18 protein-coding genes are annotated in these 16,215 nt (G+C 69.3%); 10 read left to right on the forward strand and 8 right to left on the reverse strand.

Annotated features, from left to right (window positions below; translation table 11 throughout):
• Positions 1–12: 12 nt before the first annotated feature.
• Positions 13–2,238, reverse strand: coding sequence for a (Fe-S)-binding protein (locus ACIOD2_RS37460; protein ID WP_400549377.1), 2,226 nt, complete (start codon positions 2,236–2,238; stop codon positions 13–15).
• A 153-nt stretch (positions 2,239–2,391) separates the two neighbouring features.
• On the opposite strand from ACIOD2_RS37460, the gene ACIOD2_RS37465 reads away from it, so the two are divergent.
• Genes ACIOD2_RS37465 through ACIOD2_RS37480 form a run of 4 tightly spaced genes read left to right on the forward strand, consistent with a single transcriptional unit; the run spans position 2,392 to position 4,202 of the window.
• Positions 2,392–2,721, forward strand: coding sequence for a DMT family transporter (locus tag ACIOD2_RS37465; RefSeq protein ID WP_400549379.1), 330 nt, complete (start codon positions 2,392–2,394; stop codon positions 2,719–2,721).
• Positions 2,718–3,278, forward strand: a complete 561-nt coding sequence (locus ACIOD2_RS37470) for a TetR/AcrR family transcriptional regulator (protein WP_400549381.1) — start codon at positions 2,718–2,720, stop codon at positions 3,276–3,278. The genes ACIOD2_RS37465 and ACIOD2_RS37470 overlap by 4 nt, the downstream gene beginning before the upstream one ends.
• Before the next feature lie 14 nt (positions 3,279–3,292).
• Entirely contained in the window at positions 3,293–3,739 is a 447-nt protein-coding gene (gene cynS, locus ACIOD2_RS37475) for a cyanase (protein WP_400549383.1), read from the forward strand.
• Positions 3,740–3,767: 28 nt separating this feature from the next.
• Positions 3,768–4,202 carry a GNAT family N-acetyltransferase gene (locus tag ACIOD2_RS37480; RefSeq protein ID WP_400549385.1) on the forward strand — a complete coding sequence of 145 codons (435 nt, stop codon included), beginning with the start codon at positions 3,768–3,770 and terminating at the stop codon, positions 4,200–4,202.
• Here ACIOD2_RS37480 and ACIOD2_RS37485 read toward each other — a convergent pair.
• Positions 4,180–4,617, reverse strand: coding sequence for a GNAT family N-acetyltransferase (locus ACIOD2_RS37485; RefSeq protein WP_400549387.1), 438 nt, complete (start codon positions 4,615–4,617; stop codon positions 4,180–4,182). The genes ACIOD2_RS37480 and ACIOD2_RS37485 overlap by 23 nt on opposite strands.
• A 7-nt stretch (positions 4,618–4,624) precedes the next feature.
• On the reverse strand, positions 4,625–5,158 hold the full coding sequence (locus tag ACIOD2_RS37490) for a YbhB/YbcL family Raf kinase inhibitor-like protein (RefSeq protein ID WP_392759771.1): 534 nt from the start codon (positions 5,156–5,158) through the stop codon (positions 4,625–4,627).
• Positions 5,159–5,331: 173 nt separating this feature from the next.
• On the opposite strand from ACIOD2_RS37490, the gene ACIOD2_RS37495 reads away from it, so the two are divergent.
• The 6 genes from ACIOD2_RS37495 to ACIOD2_RS37520 all read left to right on the forward strand — a co-directional run bounded on the left by ACIOD2_RS37495 (position 5,332) and on the right by ACIOD2_RS37520 (position 11,169).
• Positions 5,332–6,102, forward strand: coding sequence for a DUF4097 family beta strand repeat-containing protein (locus tag ACIOD2_RS37495; protein ID WP_400549389.1), 771 nt, complete (start codon positions 5,332–5,334; stop codon positions 6,100–6,102).
• A gap of 37 nt (positions 6,103–6,139) precedes the next feature.
• Positions 6,140–6,373: a hypothetical protein gene (locus tag ACIOD2_RS37500; RefSeq protein WP_400549391.1), complete on the forward strand. Its 234-nt coding sequence runs from the start codon at positions 6,140–6,142 to the stop codon at positions 6,371–6,373.
• A 571-nt stretch (positions 6,374–6,944) separates the two neighbouring features.
• The gene (gene dnaK / locus ACIOD2_RS37505) at positions 6,945–8,816 is read left to right on the forward strand and encodes a molecular chaperone DnaK (protein ID WP_400549393.1); all 1,872 of its coding nucleotides are present in this window, start codon (positions 6,945–6,947) and stop codon (positions 8,814–8,816) included.
• The gene (grpE, locus tag ACIOD2_RS37510) at positions 8,813–9,520 is read left to right on the forward strand and encodes a nucleotide exchange factor GrpE (RefSeq protein ID WP_400549395.1); all 708 of its coding nucleotides are present in this window, start codon (positions 8,813–8,815) and stop codon (positions 9,518–9,520) included. Before dnaK ends, grpE begins: the two co-directional genes overlap by 4 nt.
• Before the next feature lie 36 nt (positions 9,521–9,556).
• A complete protein-coding gene (dnaJ, locus tag ACIOD2_RS37515) occupies positions 9,557–10,738 on the forward strand; it encodes a molecular chaperone DnaJ (RefSeq protein ID WP_400549397.1) in 1,182 nt (393 codons plus the stop codon).
• Between the two features lie 5 nt (positions 10,739–10,743).
• Positions 10,744–11,169, forward strand: a complete 426-nt coding sequence (locus ACIOD2_RS37520; RefSeq protein WP_328447068.1) for a heat shock protein transcriptional repressor HspR — start codon at positions 10,744–10,746, stop codon at positions 11,167–11,169.
• A gap of 74 nt (positions 11,170–11,243) precedes the next feature.
• Here ACIOD2_RS37520 and ACIOD2_RS37525 read toward each other — a convergent pair whose 3' ends face one another.
• The 5 genes from ACIOD2_RS37525 to ACIOD2_RS37545 form a co-directional block, all read right to left on the reverse strand.
• On the reverse strand, positions 11,244–11,783 hold the full coding sequence (locus tag ACIOD2_RS37525) for a DUF305 domain-containing protein (RefSeq protein ID WP_400549399.1): 540 nt from the start codon (positions 11,781–11,783) through the stop codon (positions 11,244–11,246).
• Complete coding sequence (locus ACIOD2_RS37530) at positions 11,780–12,538, reverse strand: lytic polysaccharide monooxygenase (RefSeq protein ID WP_400549401.1); 759 nt, start codon at positions 12,536–12,538, stop codon at positions 11,780–11,782. The genes ACIOD2_RS37525 and ACIOD2_RS37530 overlap by 4 nt, the downstream gene beginning before the upstream one ends.
• A gap of 165 nt (positions 12,539–12,703) precedes the next feature.
• Positions 12,704–13,396 (reverse strand): dienelactone hydrolase family protein, encoded by a 693-nt coding sequence (locus ACIOD2_RS37535; RefSeq protein WP_400549403.1) that lies wholly within the window; start codon positions 13,394–13,396, stop codon positions 12,704–12,706.
• Positions 13,397–13,462: 66 nt separating this feature from the next.
• Positions 13,463–14,566 (reverse strand): globin domain-containing protein, encoded by a 1,104-nt coding sequence (locus tag ACIOD2_RS37540; protein WP_400550628.1) that lies wholly within the window; start codon positions 14,564–14,566, stop codon positions 13,463–13,465.
• A 361-nt stretch (positions 14,567–14,927) separates the two neighbouring features.
• Positions 14,928–16,103, reverse strand: coding sequence for a globin domain-containing protein (locus ACIOD2_RS37545; RefSeq protein ID WP_400549405.1), 1,176 nt, complete (start codon positions 16,101–16,103; stop codon positions 14,928–14,930).
• Positions 16,104–16,215: the final 112 nt, after the last annotated feature.

Genomic DNA, 16,215 nt, shown 5'->3' on the forward strand with positions numbered 1-16,215 from the left:
GCCGTGTGCGAGTCAGGCTTCTTCGGAAGCTTCGGCGAGTGACGGCGTCCCGAGGGGCACCGGCTTCGGCTCCGGCTTGCGCTTGACCGACTCCAGCAGCATCTGCGCGACGTCGACGATCTCGACCTTCTCGCTCGCGCTGCCGTCGGCCTGCCGGGCCGTGAGGCCGTCGTTCAGCATGACCTTGCAGAACGGGCAGCCCGTCGCGATCTTCGACGGCGCGGTGCCGAGCGCCTCGTCGACGCGCTCGACGTTGATCCGCTTGCCGATCTTCTCTTCCATCCACATCCGCGCGCCGCCGGCGCCGCAGCACATCGACTTGTCGCCGTGCCGCGGCATCTCGCGCAGCCGCGCGCCCGTCGCGCCGACCAGCTCGCGCGGCGCGTCGTAGACCTTGTTGTGGCGGCCGAGGTAACACGGGTCGTGGTAGGTGACGTCCTCGGCGACCGGCGCCACCGGCACCAGCTGCTTCTCCCGCACCAGGCGGTTCAGCAGCTGCGTGTGGTGCACGACCTCGAACTGGCCGCCCAGCTCCGGGTACTCGTTGGCGAGGGTGTTGAAGCAGTGCGCGCAGGTCACGACGACCTTGCGGGCCTTCCGCTCCCGTCCCTCGAACACCGAGTTCAGGACCTCGACGTTCTGCTGCGCCAGCATCTGGAACAGGAACTCGTTGCCCGCGCGCCGCGCCGGGTCACCGGTGCAGGACTCCTCCGAGCCGAGCACCTTGTACTTCACGTCGGCCATGTGCAGCAGCTCGGCGACCGCCCGCGTCGTCTTCTTCGCGCGGTCCTCGAACGCGCCGGCGCAGCCGACCCAGAAGAGGTACTCGGCGTCGCCCATGTCGCCGTCGAAGACCGGGACCTCGAAGTCCAGGTCCTCGGTCCAGGCCAGCCGGTCCTTGGCGTTCTGGCCCCAGGGGTTGCCCTTGTTCTCCAGGTTCTTGAACATGCCGTTCAGCTCGCTGGGGAACGACGACTCGATCATCACCTGGTAGCGGCGCATGTCGACGATGTGGTCGACGTGCTCGATGTCCACCGGGCACTGCTCGACGCAGGCGCCGCAGCTGGTGCAGGACCAGAGGACGTCCGGGTCGATGACTCCGCCGTCGTCCCCGATCAGGGCCTTCTGCGACTCGGCGATCGCGAGGACGTCGATCCCGGCGTACATGTTGTCGCCGCTGAGGCCCACCTCGTCACCGGCCATGTCGCGCTTGCCGCCGGCCAGCAGGTACGGCGCCTTCGCGTAGGCGTGGTCACGCAGCTGCGTGATGAGCAGCTTCGGCGACAGCGGCTTGCCGGTGTTCCACGCGGGGCACTGCTCCTGGCAGCGGCCGCACTCGGTGCACGTCGAGAAGTCCAGCCAGCCCTTCCAGCTGAAGTCCTCGATCTTGCCGACGCCGAAGGTGTCCTCGTCCGGGTCGGCTTCCTCGAGGTCGAGGACCTTGCCGCCGCTCATCATCGGCTTGAGCGCGCCGAGGGCGACGCCGCCGTCCTGCTCGCGCTTGAAGTAGATGTTGAAGAACGCGCTGAAGCGGTGCCACGCGATGCCCATGGTCATCGTGCGGGCGACGACGATCAGCCAGACCGTGGCGCTCATCAGCTTGACGAACGCGAAGACCGTGACCAGGTTCGGGCTGGCCGGCAGCAGCTCGCCGAGCGGGTTCGAGACGAAGGCGGCCCAGGTCGGCGTCTCGTGCGCGCCGAGCGCGGCCTTCGCGGCGCGGACGCCGATGATGCCGATGCCCTCGATCAGGACGACGGCCTCGATGAAGTAGGCCCACTTGAAGTTGGAGCCCTGGAAGCGGCTCTGGCGGTCGGCGCGGCGCGGGTGGTTGCGCTGGCGGATCGCCATCAGCACCAGGATGCCGACGATCGTGCCGACCCCGAGCAGCTCCATGAGCAGCTGGAACGGCGGGAAGTCGTCGAGGATCGGCCAGCCCCAGTGCGGGACGAAGACCTCGCCGTAGGCCTCGAACAGGGCGAGCGAGCCGAGCAGGAAGCCCCACATCACCAGCCAGTGGGCCGGTCCGACGCTGCGCTTCCGGTTCATCCGGGTGTGGGCCGCGAACTCCTTGATCAGCGTCTTCATGCGCGGCATGAAGGGGCCGTTGCGGGTCGCGTCGGGCTGTCCGAGGCGGATGACCCGCACGAAGCGGGCGATCGTCGCGGCGAACATGCCCCAGGCGATGAGGCCGAGCAGGACCGAGATCCCGCCGAGCGTCAGTTGCAGAGCGCCCATCGTTCGGGTGCCTTTCGTCCGGATGGATCAGTGGTGGTGCCGGGAGACTAACCTTCCTTACTGATGAGTAACCCGTTGAGTGGGCCTAAGTCCCACCGATGTGGTGTACGTCGCTCTTTGTTTCGGGACGATCGTTCAGGTAGTTTTCACCCTATGGGTGCGTACCTTCTGCTCGCGCTGGCGATCGCCGCCGAGGTCTCCGCGACGGTCTCGCTGAAGCTCTCCGAGGGCTTCTCGAAGCTCGGCCCGTCGATCATCGTGGTGCTCGGTTACGCCGTCGCGTTCGTCGCGCTGTCGTACGTCCTGAAGATGGGGCTGCCGATCGGCGTCGCGTACGCGATCTGGGCCGCCGCCGGGGTCGCGCTGGTCGCGATCGTCGGCGTCGTGTTCCTCAAGGAGCCGGTCAACGCGGCCATGATCGCCGGGCTGGCCCTGGTGATCGGTGGCGTGGTGCTGATCGAGATCGGGAGTGCGTCGACGTGAAACTGCAGGCCGACGGCCGGAAGGTACGCGGCGAGAAGCGGCGTGCGGAGATCATCGAGGCGACGCTGCGGGTGATCGAGCGTGACGGCGTCGCGGGCGTCACCCACCGGACGGTCGCCACCGAGGCCGGCGTGCCCACGACGTCCACGACCTACCACTTCTCGTCGCTGGACGACCTGCTGGTCGCGACCCTGATCTCGTGCGCCCGCGACATGGCGACCGAGGTCTACTGGATGATCGACCGCGCCCGCTCGCGCGGCAGCCGCGGCGCCGAGGAGGTCGCCGGCCTGCTGGCGGAGGCGCTCGGCCCGCGTCGCGGCCGCACGATGGCGGAGTACGAGCTGTACCTGCTCGCCGCACGCAAGCCCGAGCTGCGCCCGGCCGCGCGGCGCTGGCTGGACGTCCTGACCTCGATGGTCCGGCACGACGACGAAGTGGCGTTCCGGGTGTTCCTCGCCGGCATCGACGGGCTGCTGATCCAGGGCCTGATCGACGACGAGCCGCCGTCCGCCGACGAACTTCGCCCGGTTGTCGCCTACCTGCTGAAACCTCGTTGATCTAGCGTCGGCACATGACGACGAAGCAAGAAGCCGCGGAAGCCGTCCTCGCCGCGAAGGTCCGTCTCGGCCTCAGCTGGGCCCAGCTCGCCGAAACCCTGGACGCCCCGCTCGCCTGGACGACGTCCGCACTGCTCGGCCAGCACCCGGTGCCCGCGGAACTGGCGGCGAAAGCCGCGCAGATCCTGGAGCTGGACGCCGACGACGAAGCCGCGTTGCGCCTGCAGCCGACCCGCGGCGCGCTGGACGACGTGGTGCCCACCGACCCGACGATCTACCGCTTCTACGAGGTCCTGCAGGTGTACGGGCCGACGATCAAGGAGCTGATCCACGAGCAGTTCGGCGACGGGATCATGAGCGCGATCAACTTCAAGCTCGACGTCTCGCGGCGCGAAGACCCGGGTGGCGAGCGCGTGGTCGTCACCATGGACGGGAAGTTCCTCAAATATCAGTGGGGCTGAGCCTGCCCGCTGGGTTAACTTGCCGATCATGCGGACATTCGGCGACCACGAACTCGACGACGACCGGGCGCGGCTGGACCTCGAGGTGGTGTGGAAGTTCCTCTCCACCGAGGCGTACTGGGGCCGCTGGCGCACCCGCGCGCAGGTCGAGGCGGCCATCGAAGGCTCGTGGCGGATCGTCGGCGCCTACCGCGGCGGCGAGATGGTCGGCTTCGCGCGGGCGTTCTCCGACGGCGTCTCGTCGGCCTACCTGGCCGACGTGTTCGTCGTCGACTCCGCGCGCGGCACCGGCCTCGGCAAGGAGATCGTGCGCGAGATGATCGACAACGGTCCTGGTGCGGGGTTCCGCTGGATGCTCCACACCGCCGACGCGCACGGGCTGTACCGGCAGTTCGGCTTCGGTGAGCACACGAAGGGCCGTTATCTGGAGCGCGAAGGCGTCAACGCGGAGTCGTTGCGCTGACGTAGAGCGGGCCGGTGCCGGTGAAGCCGTGCCGCCGGTAGAGGGCGGCCGCGAAGGTGTTGCCCTCGGCGACCCGCAGCGTCACGCGCCGGCTCCCGGCCCAGTCGAGGACGGCGCGGACCAGGGCGTCACCGACGCCGCGGCCGCGCGCGTGCGGCGCGACCCACATGGTGCCCAGCTCGACGGCGGCGTCGCGCGGGAACCCGGTCGCCATCCCGGAAGGGACACCGTCGAGGTCGGCGACCAGGTTGTGCGTGCCTCGAAGTCGTTGCCGCCAGCGCTCTTCGGGCGCGTCGGCCCAGTCGTCGAGCGTTGCGCTGAACGTCCGGGGTGCGTCGCGCAGGGCGGCCAGCCGGAGGTCGCGCCACTCCCGCCAGTCGTCCGGGCCGACGACCCGGACGGGCGGGAGTGGCATGCCGCCGTCAGCCCTTGTTCTCGTAGACCGGCGTGATCACCGCGCGGGCCAGGGTGTGGCCGAACATGTTGAAGCCGAGGAATGCCGGGGTGGCGTCGCCGTCGATCTCCAGCTTGTCGACGTCGAGGGCGTGCACCGCGAAGTAGTAGCGGTGCGGGCCGTGCCCGGGCGGGGGCGCCGCGCCGAGGAACTGCTTGACCCCGCCGTCACCCTTGAGCGTCACCGCTCCTTCCGGGAGGCCGGAGCCGTCGCCCGCGCCCGAAGCCAGCTCGGTCACCGAAGCCGGGATGTTGAACACGGCCCAGTGCCAGAACCCGCTGCCGGTCGGGGCGTCCGGGTCGTAGCAGGTCACGACGAAGCTCTTGGTCTCCGCCGGGAAGCCCTCCCACGACAGCTGCGGTGACCGGTCTTCGCCGCCGGCGCCGAAGATGCCCGACAGGTGGGGCGTGGCCAGGGTTTCGCCGTCGGCGACGTCGGTGCTGCGGAGGGTGAAGGACGGCACGTCGGGCAGGGATTCGTACGGGCCGGGTTGCTGCGGCATGGATCCTCCTGATCACGGAACTGGAGACCCTCGCCAGGTTAGCCCCGGATCGCGCACCCGCATCTCAGGGAGGGATCTCAGGGTTCTTCGGGGGGTTACCCCCATGTACTGGGCGGTGCCCCGGTCCTAACGTTTTCCGGGCAGAGGGAAACATCACTGAGGGGACCAAGACCATGGCGCGCCCGCTTCTGGCTCTGGGTGGCATCGTCCTGATCGGCGTCGGCCTGGCGACCGCGTTCGGCTGGGGCTGGGGATCGGACTTCAAGAACGACAACACGCTTTCGCAGACCATCCGCAGCGTGAAGCTGGAAGGCGACTCGGGCGGGGTCAAGATCCGCACCGGCACCGGGCCGTCGACCGTGCACCAGGAGATCAACTACCACTGGCGCGGCAACCCGGGCGACACCTTCTACCGTGTCGACGGCGACCAGCTCGTGCTCGGCGACTGCGGTGACAACTGCTCCGTCGACTTCGAGGTCGTCGTGCCGGCGGGGGTGCCGGTGACCGGCAGCGTCGACTCCGGTGGCCTGGACATCGCCGGGGTGTCGAGTGTGGACGTCCAGGCCGACTCCGGGAGCGCGCGCGTCGAGAACGTGTCCGGCGCGGTGAAACTGCGGCTCAGCAGCGGTTCCATCGACCTGCACGACGTCGGCGCCGTGACGCTCCAGAGCGACTCGGGCAGCGTGACCGGTGACGAGGTGCGCGGCCCGGTCGACGTCAACGCCGACAGCGGCCGCGTCGAGTTCACGCTGGCGCAGGCGAACGACGTCAAGGTGCACGCCGACAGCGGCAGCGTCGAGCTGACCGTGCCGGGCGGCCCGTACCGCGTCCAGGGCAACAGCGACAGCGGGCACCGCGAGATCGACGTCCCGACCGACGCCTCCGCCGCGCACACGCTCGACCTCACCACCGACAGCGGCAGCGTCACCGTCAACGCGGCCTGACTTTCACGGACTTTCTTACACACAGGGGAAAACTGCCATGGGCAAGATCGAACGGCGCGTGCTGGCCGCCGCGCTGGTGGGGGCCGTCGCGATGTTCGGCGTCGTGGGATTCACGCGCGGCGAGAACACCGCGACGCCGGCGCAGGGGGTGCCGGTCGCGGTGGATTCCCACTATCGAGTGACTTCGTGGGACGGCACCGCGGCGGAAACCGTTGTGCTGCAAGAAACTCCGGATTTCTTCCTCTCCTCCTGGACCGGCCGCCGCTCCTGAACTGTCGGGGGCCGCTGTTAGGAAGGGTGCACGCCGAAGGCCGGCGTGCAGAGGAGGAACCAGATCATGGACGTGCGCCGGATCGCCGCGGCTCGCCGGACATCGCCGGCTCCAGGTTGACCGAGGCGGGCCCCGAGCGCGGCCTCTCCGCGGACGTCGGCTCGCGGGTCCCGGTACTCGCGCGGCGCGATGCCTGAGCGGCGGCCGGCGGTGCCTGCCTGCCGTCTCGGCGACCCGGTGCCGGGCGGCACCAGCGTCGCCCTCGCATCGACCCGTGTGCCGGCCTCGTGACCGTGCCGGTCCGGTCGGCGAGCTGCCGGAAACCCGGCTCGGCCCTGGTCGGCTGCCTGGTGAGCGGCCTCACACCCGGTTGAGGCCCACTCTCTCGGGTGGGCCGGGAACAAGACGGCAGAACCGCTCGTTAGGCTGCATGTAGAGGTTGAGCGCAGTCGGCTCAAGTCCAGCTTGACGAGACGCGCAACAGCCCGATAGAACTTGCCAGGGCCCCGCTCAAGGCGAGGAAGAACCCGCAGGTCACGATCCATTGCAGGCTTACACAGGAGGAAGCACCATGGCGCGAGCGGTCGGCATCGACCTCGGCACGACCAACTCGGTCGTCGCCGTCCTGGAGGGCGGCGAGCCGACGGTCATCGCCAACTCCGAAGGTTCCCGGACCACCCCGTCGATCGTCGCCTTCGCCAAGAACGGCGAAGTGCTGACCGGTCAGCCGGCGAAGAACCAGGCGGTCACGAACGTCGACCGGACCATCCGGTCCGTGAAGCGGCACATCGGTACCGACTGGAAGACCGAGATCGACGGCAAGAACTACACGTCGCAGGAGATCAGCGCGCGAGTGCTGATGAAGCTGAAGCGCGACGCCGAGGCGTACCTGGGCGAGACGATCACCGACGCCGTGATCACCGTCCCGGCCTACTTCGAGGACGCGCAGCGGCAGGCCACCAAGGAAGCCGGCCAGATCGCCGGCCTGAACGTGCTCCGCATCGTCAACGAGCCGACCGCCGCCGCGCTGGCGTACGGCCTGGACAAGGGCGAGAAGGAACAGACCATCCTGGTCTTCGACCTCGGTGGCGGCACGTTCGACGTCTCGCTGCTGGAGATCGGCGAGGGCGTCGTCGAGGTCCGCGCGACCTCCGGTGACAACCACCTCGGTGGCGACGACTGGGACGAGCGCATCGTCAAGTGGCTGGTCGACAAGTTCAAGGCCACGAACGGCATCGACCTCACCAAGGACAAGATGGCGCTGCAGCGCATCCGTGAGGCTGCGGAGAAGGCGAAGATCGAGCTGTCCAGCTCGAACTCGGCCGGCATCAACCTGCCCTACATCACCGTCGACGCCGACAAGAACCCGCTGTTCCTCGACGAGCAGCTTTCGCGCGCCGAGTTCCAGAAGATCACCTCGGACCTGCTCGAGCGCACCCGGAACCCGTTCAACAACGTGATCCGGGACGCGGGCATCGCCGTCGGCGACATCGACCACGTCGTGCTCGTCGGTGGTTCCACCCGCATGCCGGCCGTGTCGGACCTGGTCAAGGAGCTGACCGGCGGCCGCGAGCCGAACAAGGGCGTGAACCCGGACGAGGTCGTCGCGGTCGGCGCGGCGCTGCAGGCCGGTGTGCTGAAGGGTGAGGTCAAGGACGTCCTGCTGCTGGACGTGACCCCGCTGTCGCTGGGCATCGAGACCAAGGGTGGCGTGTTCACCAAGCTCATCGAGCGCAACACCACGATCCCGACCAAGCGCTCGGAGATCTTCTCCACCGCGGACGACAACCAGCCGTCGGTGCAGATCCAGGTGTTCCAGGGTGAGCGCGAGATCGCCGCGCACAACAAGAAGCTCGGCATGTTCGAGCTGACCGGTCTCCCGCCCGCCCCGCGTGGCGTGCCGCAGATCGAGGTCACCTTCGACATCGACGCGAACGGCATCGTGCACGTCCTGGCGAAGGACCTGGGCACGAACAAGGAGCAGTCGATGACGATCACCGGTGGCTCCGCGCTGCCGAAGGACGACATCGAGCGGATGGTCAAGGACGCCGAGGCGCACGCCGAGGAGGACAAGACCCGTCGCGAAGAGGCCGAGACCCGCAACCAGGCCGAGACGCTGGTCTACCAGACCGAGAAGTTCCTCAAGGACAACGACGACAAGCTGCCCGAGGACCTCAAGGGCAAGGTCAAGTCCGCGATCGACGAGTCGAACGAGGCCCTGAAGGGCACCGACTCGGCGAAGATCCGCGAGTCGATCGAGAAGCTGAACACCGCTTCGCAGGAGCTGGGCACCGCCCTGTACGCCAACGCGAACGCCGACGCCGCCGCTGGTGCGGCCGGTGCTTCGGGTGCGGCCGGCGACGCCGGTGCGGCCGGCGCGGATGGTGCCAAGGCCGATGACGTGGTGGACGCCGAGATCGTCGAAGAGGACGAGAAGAAGTGACTCACAGCTACGACGAATCCGAGAACCAGGGCCGTAGCCCCGAGGAGCCGGTGGTCGTGCGTGATCGGCGCCGCGTGGACCCGCAGACCGGGCAGGTTCGCCCGCCCGGTCCGGCCCACGCCGCGCCGGAGCCGGACGAGGCGCCCGTGGAACACGCGGGCCCCTCGCTCGGGGAGTCCATCATGGACGATTCGGTGACCGTGGTCTCCGACGTCGAGAAGGAGCTCTCCGAGCGCACGGCCGACCTCCAGCGGTTGCAGGCGGAGTACGCCAACTACCGCAAGCGGGTCGAGCGTGACCGCGAAGCGGTCGTGATCGGCGCGAAGGCGACGGTGGTGAACGACCTGCTGCCGCTGCTCGACGACCTCGAGCGGGCCGACCAGCACGGTGACCTCACCGGGGCGTTCAAGGCCGTCGGCGACAAGCTGATCAGCGGCCTGCAGCGCGCGGGGCTCGAGTCGTTCGGCAGCGAGGGCGAGGCCTTCGACCCGAGCGTGCACGAAGCCGTGCAGCACAACACCTCGCCGGACGTGGCGGGCCCGACGGTCACCGTGGTCATGCGCCGCGGCTACCGCTTCGGCGACCGCGTGTTGCGGGCGGCGCTGGTCGGCGTGACCGACCACGAGCCCGGCGCGGCCCCGGTGGACCCGCCGGTCGGTGGCGAGTTGCCACTCGGCGGCGGACTCGATGAGCAACAGCAGTAACCAGTATCCGGTTCCAGCGGAAGGAGGAGGCGCCCGATGAGTGCTCGGGAATGGATCGGTAAGGACTTCTACCGTGAACTGGGCGTCTCCTCCGACGCCACGGCGGACGAGATCAAGAAGGCCTACCGCAAGCTGGCCAAGGAGAACCACCCCGACGCGAACTCCGGCAACGCCGAGGCGGAGCAGAAGTTCAAGGCGGTCTCCGAGGCCTACGGGGTGCTCTCCGACGCGAGCAAGCGCAAGGAGTACGACGAGGCGCGGCGCCTGTTCGGCGGCGGCGGGGGCGGCTTCAACTTCCCCGGTGGCGCCGGCGGTTCCGGCAGCTTCGACATGGGCGACATCTTCGGCCAGGCCGGCGCGGGTGCGGGCCAGCAGCAGGGCTTCGGAGGGCTCGGCGACATCCTCGGCGGGCTGTTCGGCCGTGGCCGGACGACGGCGGGCGCGACGGCCAACCGGCCGCAGCGCGGCGCCGACGTCGAGACGGACGTCCGGATCGACTTCACCGAGGCGGTCAAGGGCGCGACCCTGCCGCTGCGGCTGTCGAGCCCGGCGACCTGTTCGACGTGCGGCGGCAACGGCGCGAAGCCGGGCACGTCACCGCGGACCTGTCCGACCTGCAGTGGGTCGGGCCTGGTCAGCCGGAGCCAGGGCGCGTTCGCGTTCTCGGAGCCGTGCCGCGACTGCCGTGGCCGCGGGCAGATCATCGACGACCCGTGCCCCGAGTGCGGCGGCGAAGGGGTCAGCACGCGGACCCGCACGCTGACCGTCCGGATCCCGCCGGGTGTCGACGACGACCAGCGGATCCGGCTGGCCGGTCAGGGTGAGCCGGGCCGGGGTGGCGCGCAGGCGGGCGACCTCTACGTCCGGGTGCACGTGGCTCCGCACGCGCTGTTCGGGCGCAAGGGGCTCGACCTGACGATCGCCGTGCCGGTGGACTTCACCGAGCTCACGCTCGGCACCACGATCACCGTGCCGACGCTCGAGGGCAAGGTCTCGCTCAAGGTGCCGCCGGGCACCGCGAGCGGGCGGGTGCTGCGGGTGCGCGGCAAGGGCATCGCGAAGCGTGACGGTTCGCAAGGTGACCTGCTCGTCACCCTCCAGGCCGCGATTCCCGCCAAACTGGACGACAAGGCGCGCGAGGCTCTGCAGGCGTACGCCGAGTCGATGGCCGGGCACGATCCCCGGCCCGAGATCACTGAGCTGCTCGAAGGCAGGTGAGTGGGATGTTCGGCGGGATTCCCCCGGAGGGGGACGAAGAGACCCCCGTGTTCGTCATCTCGGTGGCGGCGCAGCTGGCCGGGATGCACGCGCAGACGTTGCGCACCTACGACCGGCAGGGCCTGGTGTCCCCGGGCCGCACCTCCGGTGGCGGCCGCCGGTACTCGATGCGGGACATCGCGCTGCTGCGCGAGGTCCAGCGGTTGTCGCAGGAGGACGGCGTCAACCTGGCCGGCATCAAGCGCATCATCGAGCTGGAGAACCAGGTCGACGCGCTGCGGGCCCGCTTGACGGAGCTCACCGAGGAACTGGCCGCGGCGTACGCGGCCGGGGAACAGGCCGCGGCGGCGGCGCACGCCTCCTACCGCCGGGACCTGGTTCCGCTGAACCAGCAGACGGCGATGGTGGTCTGGCGCCCCAAGCGCCGCTAGTTCGCAAAAGCCCGTGAAGGCCCCCTCATCGAAGACGGTGAGGGGGCCTTCACGGCGTTCAAGCTCCGGGCGCGTCAGAGCTTGAAGTTCAGGAGCTGCTTCACCTCGGCGCCGCGCGACTCGATGACCCGGCGGGCCAGGTCGCGGGCCTGGGCGTTGACGCCGCCGTTCGTGCCGTTCTCCGTCTGGGCCAGCTCGACCGCGCCCTGCTGCTGGCCGGTCAGGACGTCCAGGAACCTGCGGCCGAACTCGGCGTCGGGTGCCGTCTTCAGCGTGCCCACCAGGTCGGTGGCGGCCATCTTCATGCCGCCGTGGCCGGCGTGGGCCTGCGGGTTCATGTCCATCGTTTCGGGCTGGTTCCAGCCGCGCAGCCAGCCCTTCATGTCGTCGACCTCGGTCTGCTGCGTCGACTCGATCGCCGCCGCCAGGACCTTCAGGTCCGCGGGCACCGCGCGGTCCTTCGCCAGCCGGACGATCTCGATGCCCTGCTGGTTCTGCGGGATCAGCATCTGCAGGAACATCACGTCGGCCGCGTTGTACGACGGGGCGGACGCCGTCGCGCCGCTGCCGCATCCGGCCAGCAGCAGCGCGACGGCGACCAGCAGCAGCCTCACTGGCGCTGCCAGAGGGCCGGGGTGTTCGGCGGCTCCCAGCCCGCGATCGCCGTGTGCGGCTGGAGGCAGCGGTAGCTCGCGCCGCCGTAGGTCACGACGTCACCGGCCTTGTACGCCTTGCCGGCCGTCCACGTTCCGCCGGCCGGCGGGGTCGTGGTCGGGGGCGGGGTCGTGGTGGGCGGCGGCGTGGTGGTCGGGGGTGGCGTGGTGGTGGGCGGCGGGGTCGTGCCGCCGCCACCGATCTGGAGGTCGACGCAGCTGTAGAACGCGTTGGCCGTGTCGGAGATGTTCCAGATGGCCAGCACCTTGATCCGGCCCGAGTACCCGGACAGGTTCACCGTGTGCGACAGCGTCGCCGGCGGCTGCTGGTTGTTGCCGGGGAACGTCGCGACGCGGGTGTTGCCGACGTAGTAGTCGTAGCTCGACGTGGCGTGCCGGGCGGTGAACACCCAGTTGAAGGTCACCGTGGTGCCGACGGACTTGGCCGGCCACGGCTTCGACTCGTCGGTCAGCTCGGCGAACTGGGACAGCCCGCCGTTGCAGCTGCGCAGGCCCTTCGGGCCTTCGACGCTCTGGGGTTCGTAGACGATCTGCCCGCAGTTCGGCACCTTCCCCGCCGCGCAGTTGGCCTGCCTGCTGGGTGGGTCGGAGATGTAGCCGTGGGCGCTGGCGCTGACAGCGGGGAGGACGACCACCAGCACCGGCGCGAGGATCGCGCCGGCGGCAGCCGCCAGTAGCTTGCGCTTCAAGGTCATTTCGGCTCCTCGAAGGGGGAACGACGTCGTTCCGGAGGGGAGGGCGAACGAGCACATCCGGGGAGAGATGTGGTCTAGACCATAAGTCGATTCGGGCACAACGGTCAACGAACTACCGCCATTCGGCGGTTTTCCTGCTCCGGTCGGCTCAGTGCGAAGGTCAGGTCACCGCAGGTGTTCGCCGAAGAACGACGTCACCCGGCGCCACGCGTCCTCGGACGCTTCGTGGTGGTAGGTGAAGCCGACCACCTTGAGCAGCAGGTTCAGCGGCGGCGCGACGTCGATCTTGTTGGCGAACCCGTGGCTGGCGCCCGGGTACTCCTTGACGTCGTGCGGGATCTCACGCTCGGTGAGCGCCGTCTCGAGCTTCGCGGCCGCGCCGCGCAGGCCGAAGTCCTTCTGGCCGAAGCTCGCGACGATCGGGCAGGCGTCGTCCAGCACGGACAGGTTCTTCGGCAGCTGGCCGTAGTAGGGCGCGGACGCCTCGAAGCCGCGCGACGCGGCGATGAGCGCGAAGCCGCCGCCCATGCAGAACCCGGCGATGCCGATCCGGCCGCTGCAGTCCGGGCGTGCGGCCAGGAGCGCGCGTGACGCCTCGATGTCGTCGAACGCCTGGCCCTGGTTCGCGAACATGTCCGAGAACACGCGCCGGACGCACTTGCGCATGCCGCCGCGCGAGTACAGGTCGGGGCTGAGTGCGAGGAAGCCTTCGCCGGCGAAGCGGTCGGTGATGTTGCGGGTGTCCTGGCTCAGCCCGAACGCGTCGTGGATGAGCACCACGCCCGGGTGCGGCCCCGGCCCCTCGGGTTCCGCCAGGTAACCGCCGATGCCGCCCGAAACCGGAATAGTCGTCTCCATATCGGTGACGATAGCGAGGATCGGGTCGTTCCGCCCCCTGCCGATTCCGCCATTTCGGGCAGGTGGTCAGTCGAGCGTGAACGGGTCGTACGAAATTCGCTCCAGATCCACGCCCTTGGCCAGCAGTTTCGCAATCGTCGCCTGGATCATCGGCGGAGATCCGGAAATGAGCACGTCGTGGTTCTTCCACGTGCCGCGCTGGGTCACGGCGTGGGCGAGTGTCCCGCGGTCGCCGCCGGACAATGCGCCCTCTTCGGTAACCGGGGTTACCGTCAGCCACTTCGACGTTGCGGAAAGCCGTCGCAGATCTTCCAGCGCGTACAGATCTTCCGGTCTGCGGCCGCCGAAGAACAGGTGCACCGGCGGGTTCCGCTTCCAGCGCTGGAGGTCGTCGAGGATCGCGAGCAACGGCGTGATCCCGGTGCCGCCGCCGATCATCAGCAGCCGTTTTTTCGTGGTGCTCGGCCGCACGTTCAGCGCGCCCATCGACGGTCCGAGCCGCCAGGTGTCACCCGGTTTGGTGTGGTTGACGATGGCGCCGCTGACCCAGCCGCCCGGCACGGCCCGCACGTGGAACGTCAGCTGGCCGTCACCGCGGGGTGCGGTCGCCGGCGAGAGATAACGCCACAGCCTGGGGCGTTGCGGCACCTCCACGCTGACGTAGCCGCCGGCACGGTACGGCAGCAGGCCCTCGGTCTGCACCTTGACCAGTGCGACGTCGCGCGTGAGCTTCTTGTGCTCGAGCACCGTCGCCGACCACGACGCCGGCCCGGTCTCGGCCTGGGCGGCCTCGCGCATGGTCTTGGCGATGATCCCGTACGCCGCGGTCCAGGCGGACTCCACCTCGGGCGTCCACTTGTCCTTGAGGAACCGCTTCAGGGCCGCGACCAGCGCGATCCCGACCGCGTCGTAGTGGCGCGCGACCACGGCGAACTTGCGGTGGTCGCGGCCGAGCTGGCCGAGGAAGGTGACGAGCTCGTCCGGCCGGTCGACCATCTGCACGACGTACACCAGCGCGCGCAGCAGCCTGCTGCGCTGGGTCGTCATGCTGACCGGGAACAGGTCACGGCAATCGGGCGCGACCACGAACAACGCGCCGTAGAAGTACTGTGCCAGCTCTTCGGCTTTCGGCTCGACCACCGCAAAACTTTCACGGATCAGCCGGGCCATCTCTCGGCCTTCCACAGCCGAAACGGGAACGGGGGCGGGCGTGGGCAGGGTGGGGATCTTCACGGATTCAGCAGTCATCGGGAACGGTTTTCTCCAGTCGTGCATGGCTTTTTGACGCCGTCCACGCGGCACAGCTGTGCGGTACCGCCCCCGAGGGTTCCCGACTGTAGGCGCATTCCCGTGCAGATGCGCGTGATTTCGCGCGGTCCCGCTCGAACGGAGCAATTTCGCCACGCGGGGTCAACCCCGTCTGGCACTGCGTAAAAAGGATCACCCGGATGGATTCACGGAACGCGGTAACAATTACCGGAGTTCGCGCGACTCATTCACCGGACAGGTGCATCGCGATATTTACGAAGAACTAGTCGATCGTGAACGGGTCGTACTGGATCTGGTCCAGCGCGCTGCCCGCCACCAGCATCCGCGACACGGTGGCGCGGATCATCGCCGGCGAGCCGGAGACGAGGACGTCGTAGCGCGGCCACGAGCCGTAGCGCGTGACGGCCTCGGCGAGGGTGCCCTGCTCGAACCCGGGGACGTCGCCGCCGCGTTCCACCACCGGCGTCACGTGCAGCCACGGGTTGATGGACGCGAGCGCACGCAGCTCTTCGAGGTCGTAGAGGTCCTCACGGGCCGCCCCGCCGTAGAAGAGGCGTACCTGGGGGTTCTCGCCCCACAGCGCGAGGTGGTCGAGGATCGACCGCAGGGGCGCGATCCCGGTACCGCCGGCGATCATCAGCACACCCCGTGACGACTCCCGGTCGACCGCCAGCCGCCCGAGCGGCGGGCCGAGCCGCCAGACGTCGCCGGGTTGCGTGTGGCTGACGATGGCGCGCGAGACCCAGCCACCGTCGATGGCGCGGACGTGGAACTCGATGCCGCCGTCCTCGCGCGGCGCGTTCGCCGGTGAGAGGTAGCGCCACAGCCGCGGCCGCTGCGGCACTTCGACGCTCATGTACTGGCCGGGGTGGTAGGGCACCAGCTGGTCCGGGACGAGCCGCACCAGCGCGAGGTCCCAGGTCAGCCGCCGGTGCTCGACGACGGTGGCGTGCCACACCGGCGGGTTCTGGTCGGCCGCGGCGGCGTCCTGCATGGCCCGCGCGGCGATGGTGAACGCCTCGGCCCAGGCCCGTTCGACCTGGGGGGTCCACTCCCGGCCGAGGTGGTTCTTCAGCGACGCCAGCAGCGCCGTGCCGACGGCTTCGTAGTGCCGGGGCACCACGCCGAACTTCCGGTGGTCGCGCCCGAGCTGCCGCAGGAACGGCGCCAGGTCGTCGGGCCGGTCGACCATCTGCACGATGTGCACCAGCGCGCGCACGAGCCGGCCGCGCTGGATCTCCATGTTGATCGGGAAGAAGTCGCGCGTCGTCGGGGCGAGGGTGAACAGCATCCCGTAGAAGAACTGGGAGATGTCCGCGATGTACGGCTCGGACTTGGCCCAGCTGTCCCGGATGAGCTGGACCATCGCGGTGACGGCCGCGGGTGCTTCACGGGAGACGGAGGACCTGGGGAGCGGGCTGACCGAATCGGCTGTCATGGGCGGGTGTTCGCTGGTCGGGGACGGAAGGACGAAGGCACCCGATCATGCACCGCCGGCCCGGGCGCGGTGACGGCGGTTCTGCGCACAGCCGCCTCCTGAGTCCATCGCC

Source organism: Amycolatopsis sp. NPDC088138, from assembly GCF_044741685.1.
GTDB lineage: Bacteria > Actinomycetota > Actinomycetes > Mycobacteriales > Pseudonocardiaceae > Amycolatopsis.

What these genes read in the sequence shown, in the direction of transcription:
- ACIOD2_RS37545 (WP_400549405.1), bottom strand. Translation starts at nt 16,103, where the DNA reads ATGACAGCCGATTCGGTCAGCCCGCTCCCCAGGTCCTCCGTCTCCCGT.
- ACIOD2_RS37490 (WP_392759771.1), bottom strand. Translation starts at nt 5,158, where the DNA reads ATGCCGCAGCAACCCGGCCCGTACGAATCCCTGCCCGACGTGCCGTCC.
- ACIOD2_RS37480 (WP_400549385.1), top strand. Translation starts at nt 3,768, where the DNA reads ATGCGGACATTCGGCGACCACGAACTCGACGACGACCGGGCGCGGCTG.
- ACIOD2_RS37530 (WP_400549401.1), bottom strand. Translation starts at nt 12,538, where the DNA reads ATGACCTTGAAGCGCAAGCTACTGGCGGCTGCCGCCGGCGCGATCCTC.
- ACIOD2_RS37495 (WP_400549389.1), top strand. Translation starts at nt 5,332, where the DNA reads ATGGCGCGCCCGCTTCTGGCTCTGGGTGGCATCGTCCTGATCGGCGTC.
- dnaJ (WP_400549397.1), top strand. Translation starts at nt 9,557, where the DNA reads ATGAGTGCTCGGGAATGGATCGGTAAGGACTTCTACCGTGAACTGGGC.
- ACIOD2_RS37500 (WP_400549391.1), top strand. Translation starts at nt 6,140, where the DNA reads ATGGGCAAGATCGAACGGCGCGTGCTGGCCGCCGCGCTGGTGGGGGCC.
- ACIOD2_RS37535 (WP_400549403.1), bottom strand. Translation starts at nt 13,396, where the DNA reads ATGGAGACGACTATTCCGGTTTCGGGCGGCATCGGCGGTTACCTGGCG.
- ACIOD2_RS37485 (WP_400549387.1), bottom strand. Translation starts at nt 4,617, where the DNA reads ATGCCACTCCCGCCCGTCCGGGTCGTCGGCCCGGACGACTGGCGGGAG.
- ACIOD2_RS37540 (WP_400550628.1), bottom strand. Translation starts at nt 14,566, where the DNA reads ATGGCCCGGCTGATCCGTGAAAGTTTTGCGGTGGTCGAGCCGAAAGCC.
- ACIOD2_RS37460 (WP_400549377.1), bottom strand. Translation starts at nt 2,238, where the DNA reads ATGGGCGCTCTGCAACTGACGCTCGGCGGGATCTCGGTCCTGCTCGGC.
- dnaK (WP_400549393.1), top strand. Translation starts at nt 6,945, where the DNA reads ATGGCGCGAGCGGTCGGCATCGACCTCGGCACGACCAACTCGGTCGTC.
- ACIOD2_RS37520 (WP_328447068.1), top strand. Translation starts at nt 10,744, where the DNA reads ATGTTCGGCGGGATTCCCCCGGAGGGGGACGAAGAGACCCCCGTGTTC.
- ACIOD2_RS37465 (WP_400549379.1), top strand. Translation starts at nt 2,392, where the DNA reads ATGGGTGCGTACCTTCTGCTCGCGCTGGCGATCGCCGCCGAGGTCTCC.
- cynS (WP_400549383.1), top strand. Translation starts at nt 3,293, where the DNA reads ATGACGACGAAGCAAGAAGCCGCGGAAGCCGTCCTCGCCGCGAAGGTC.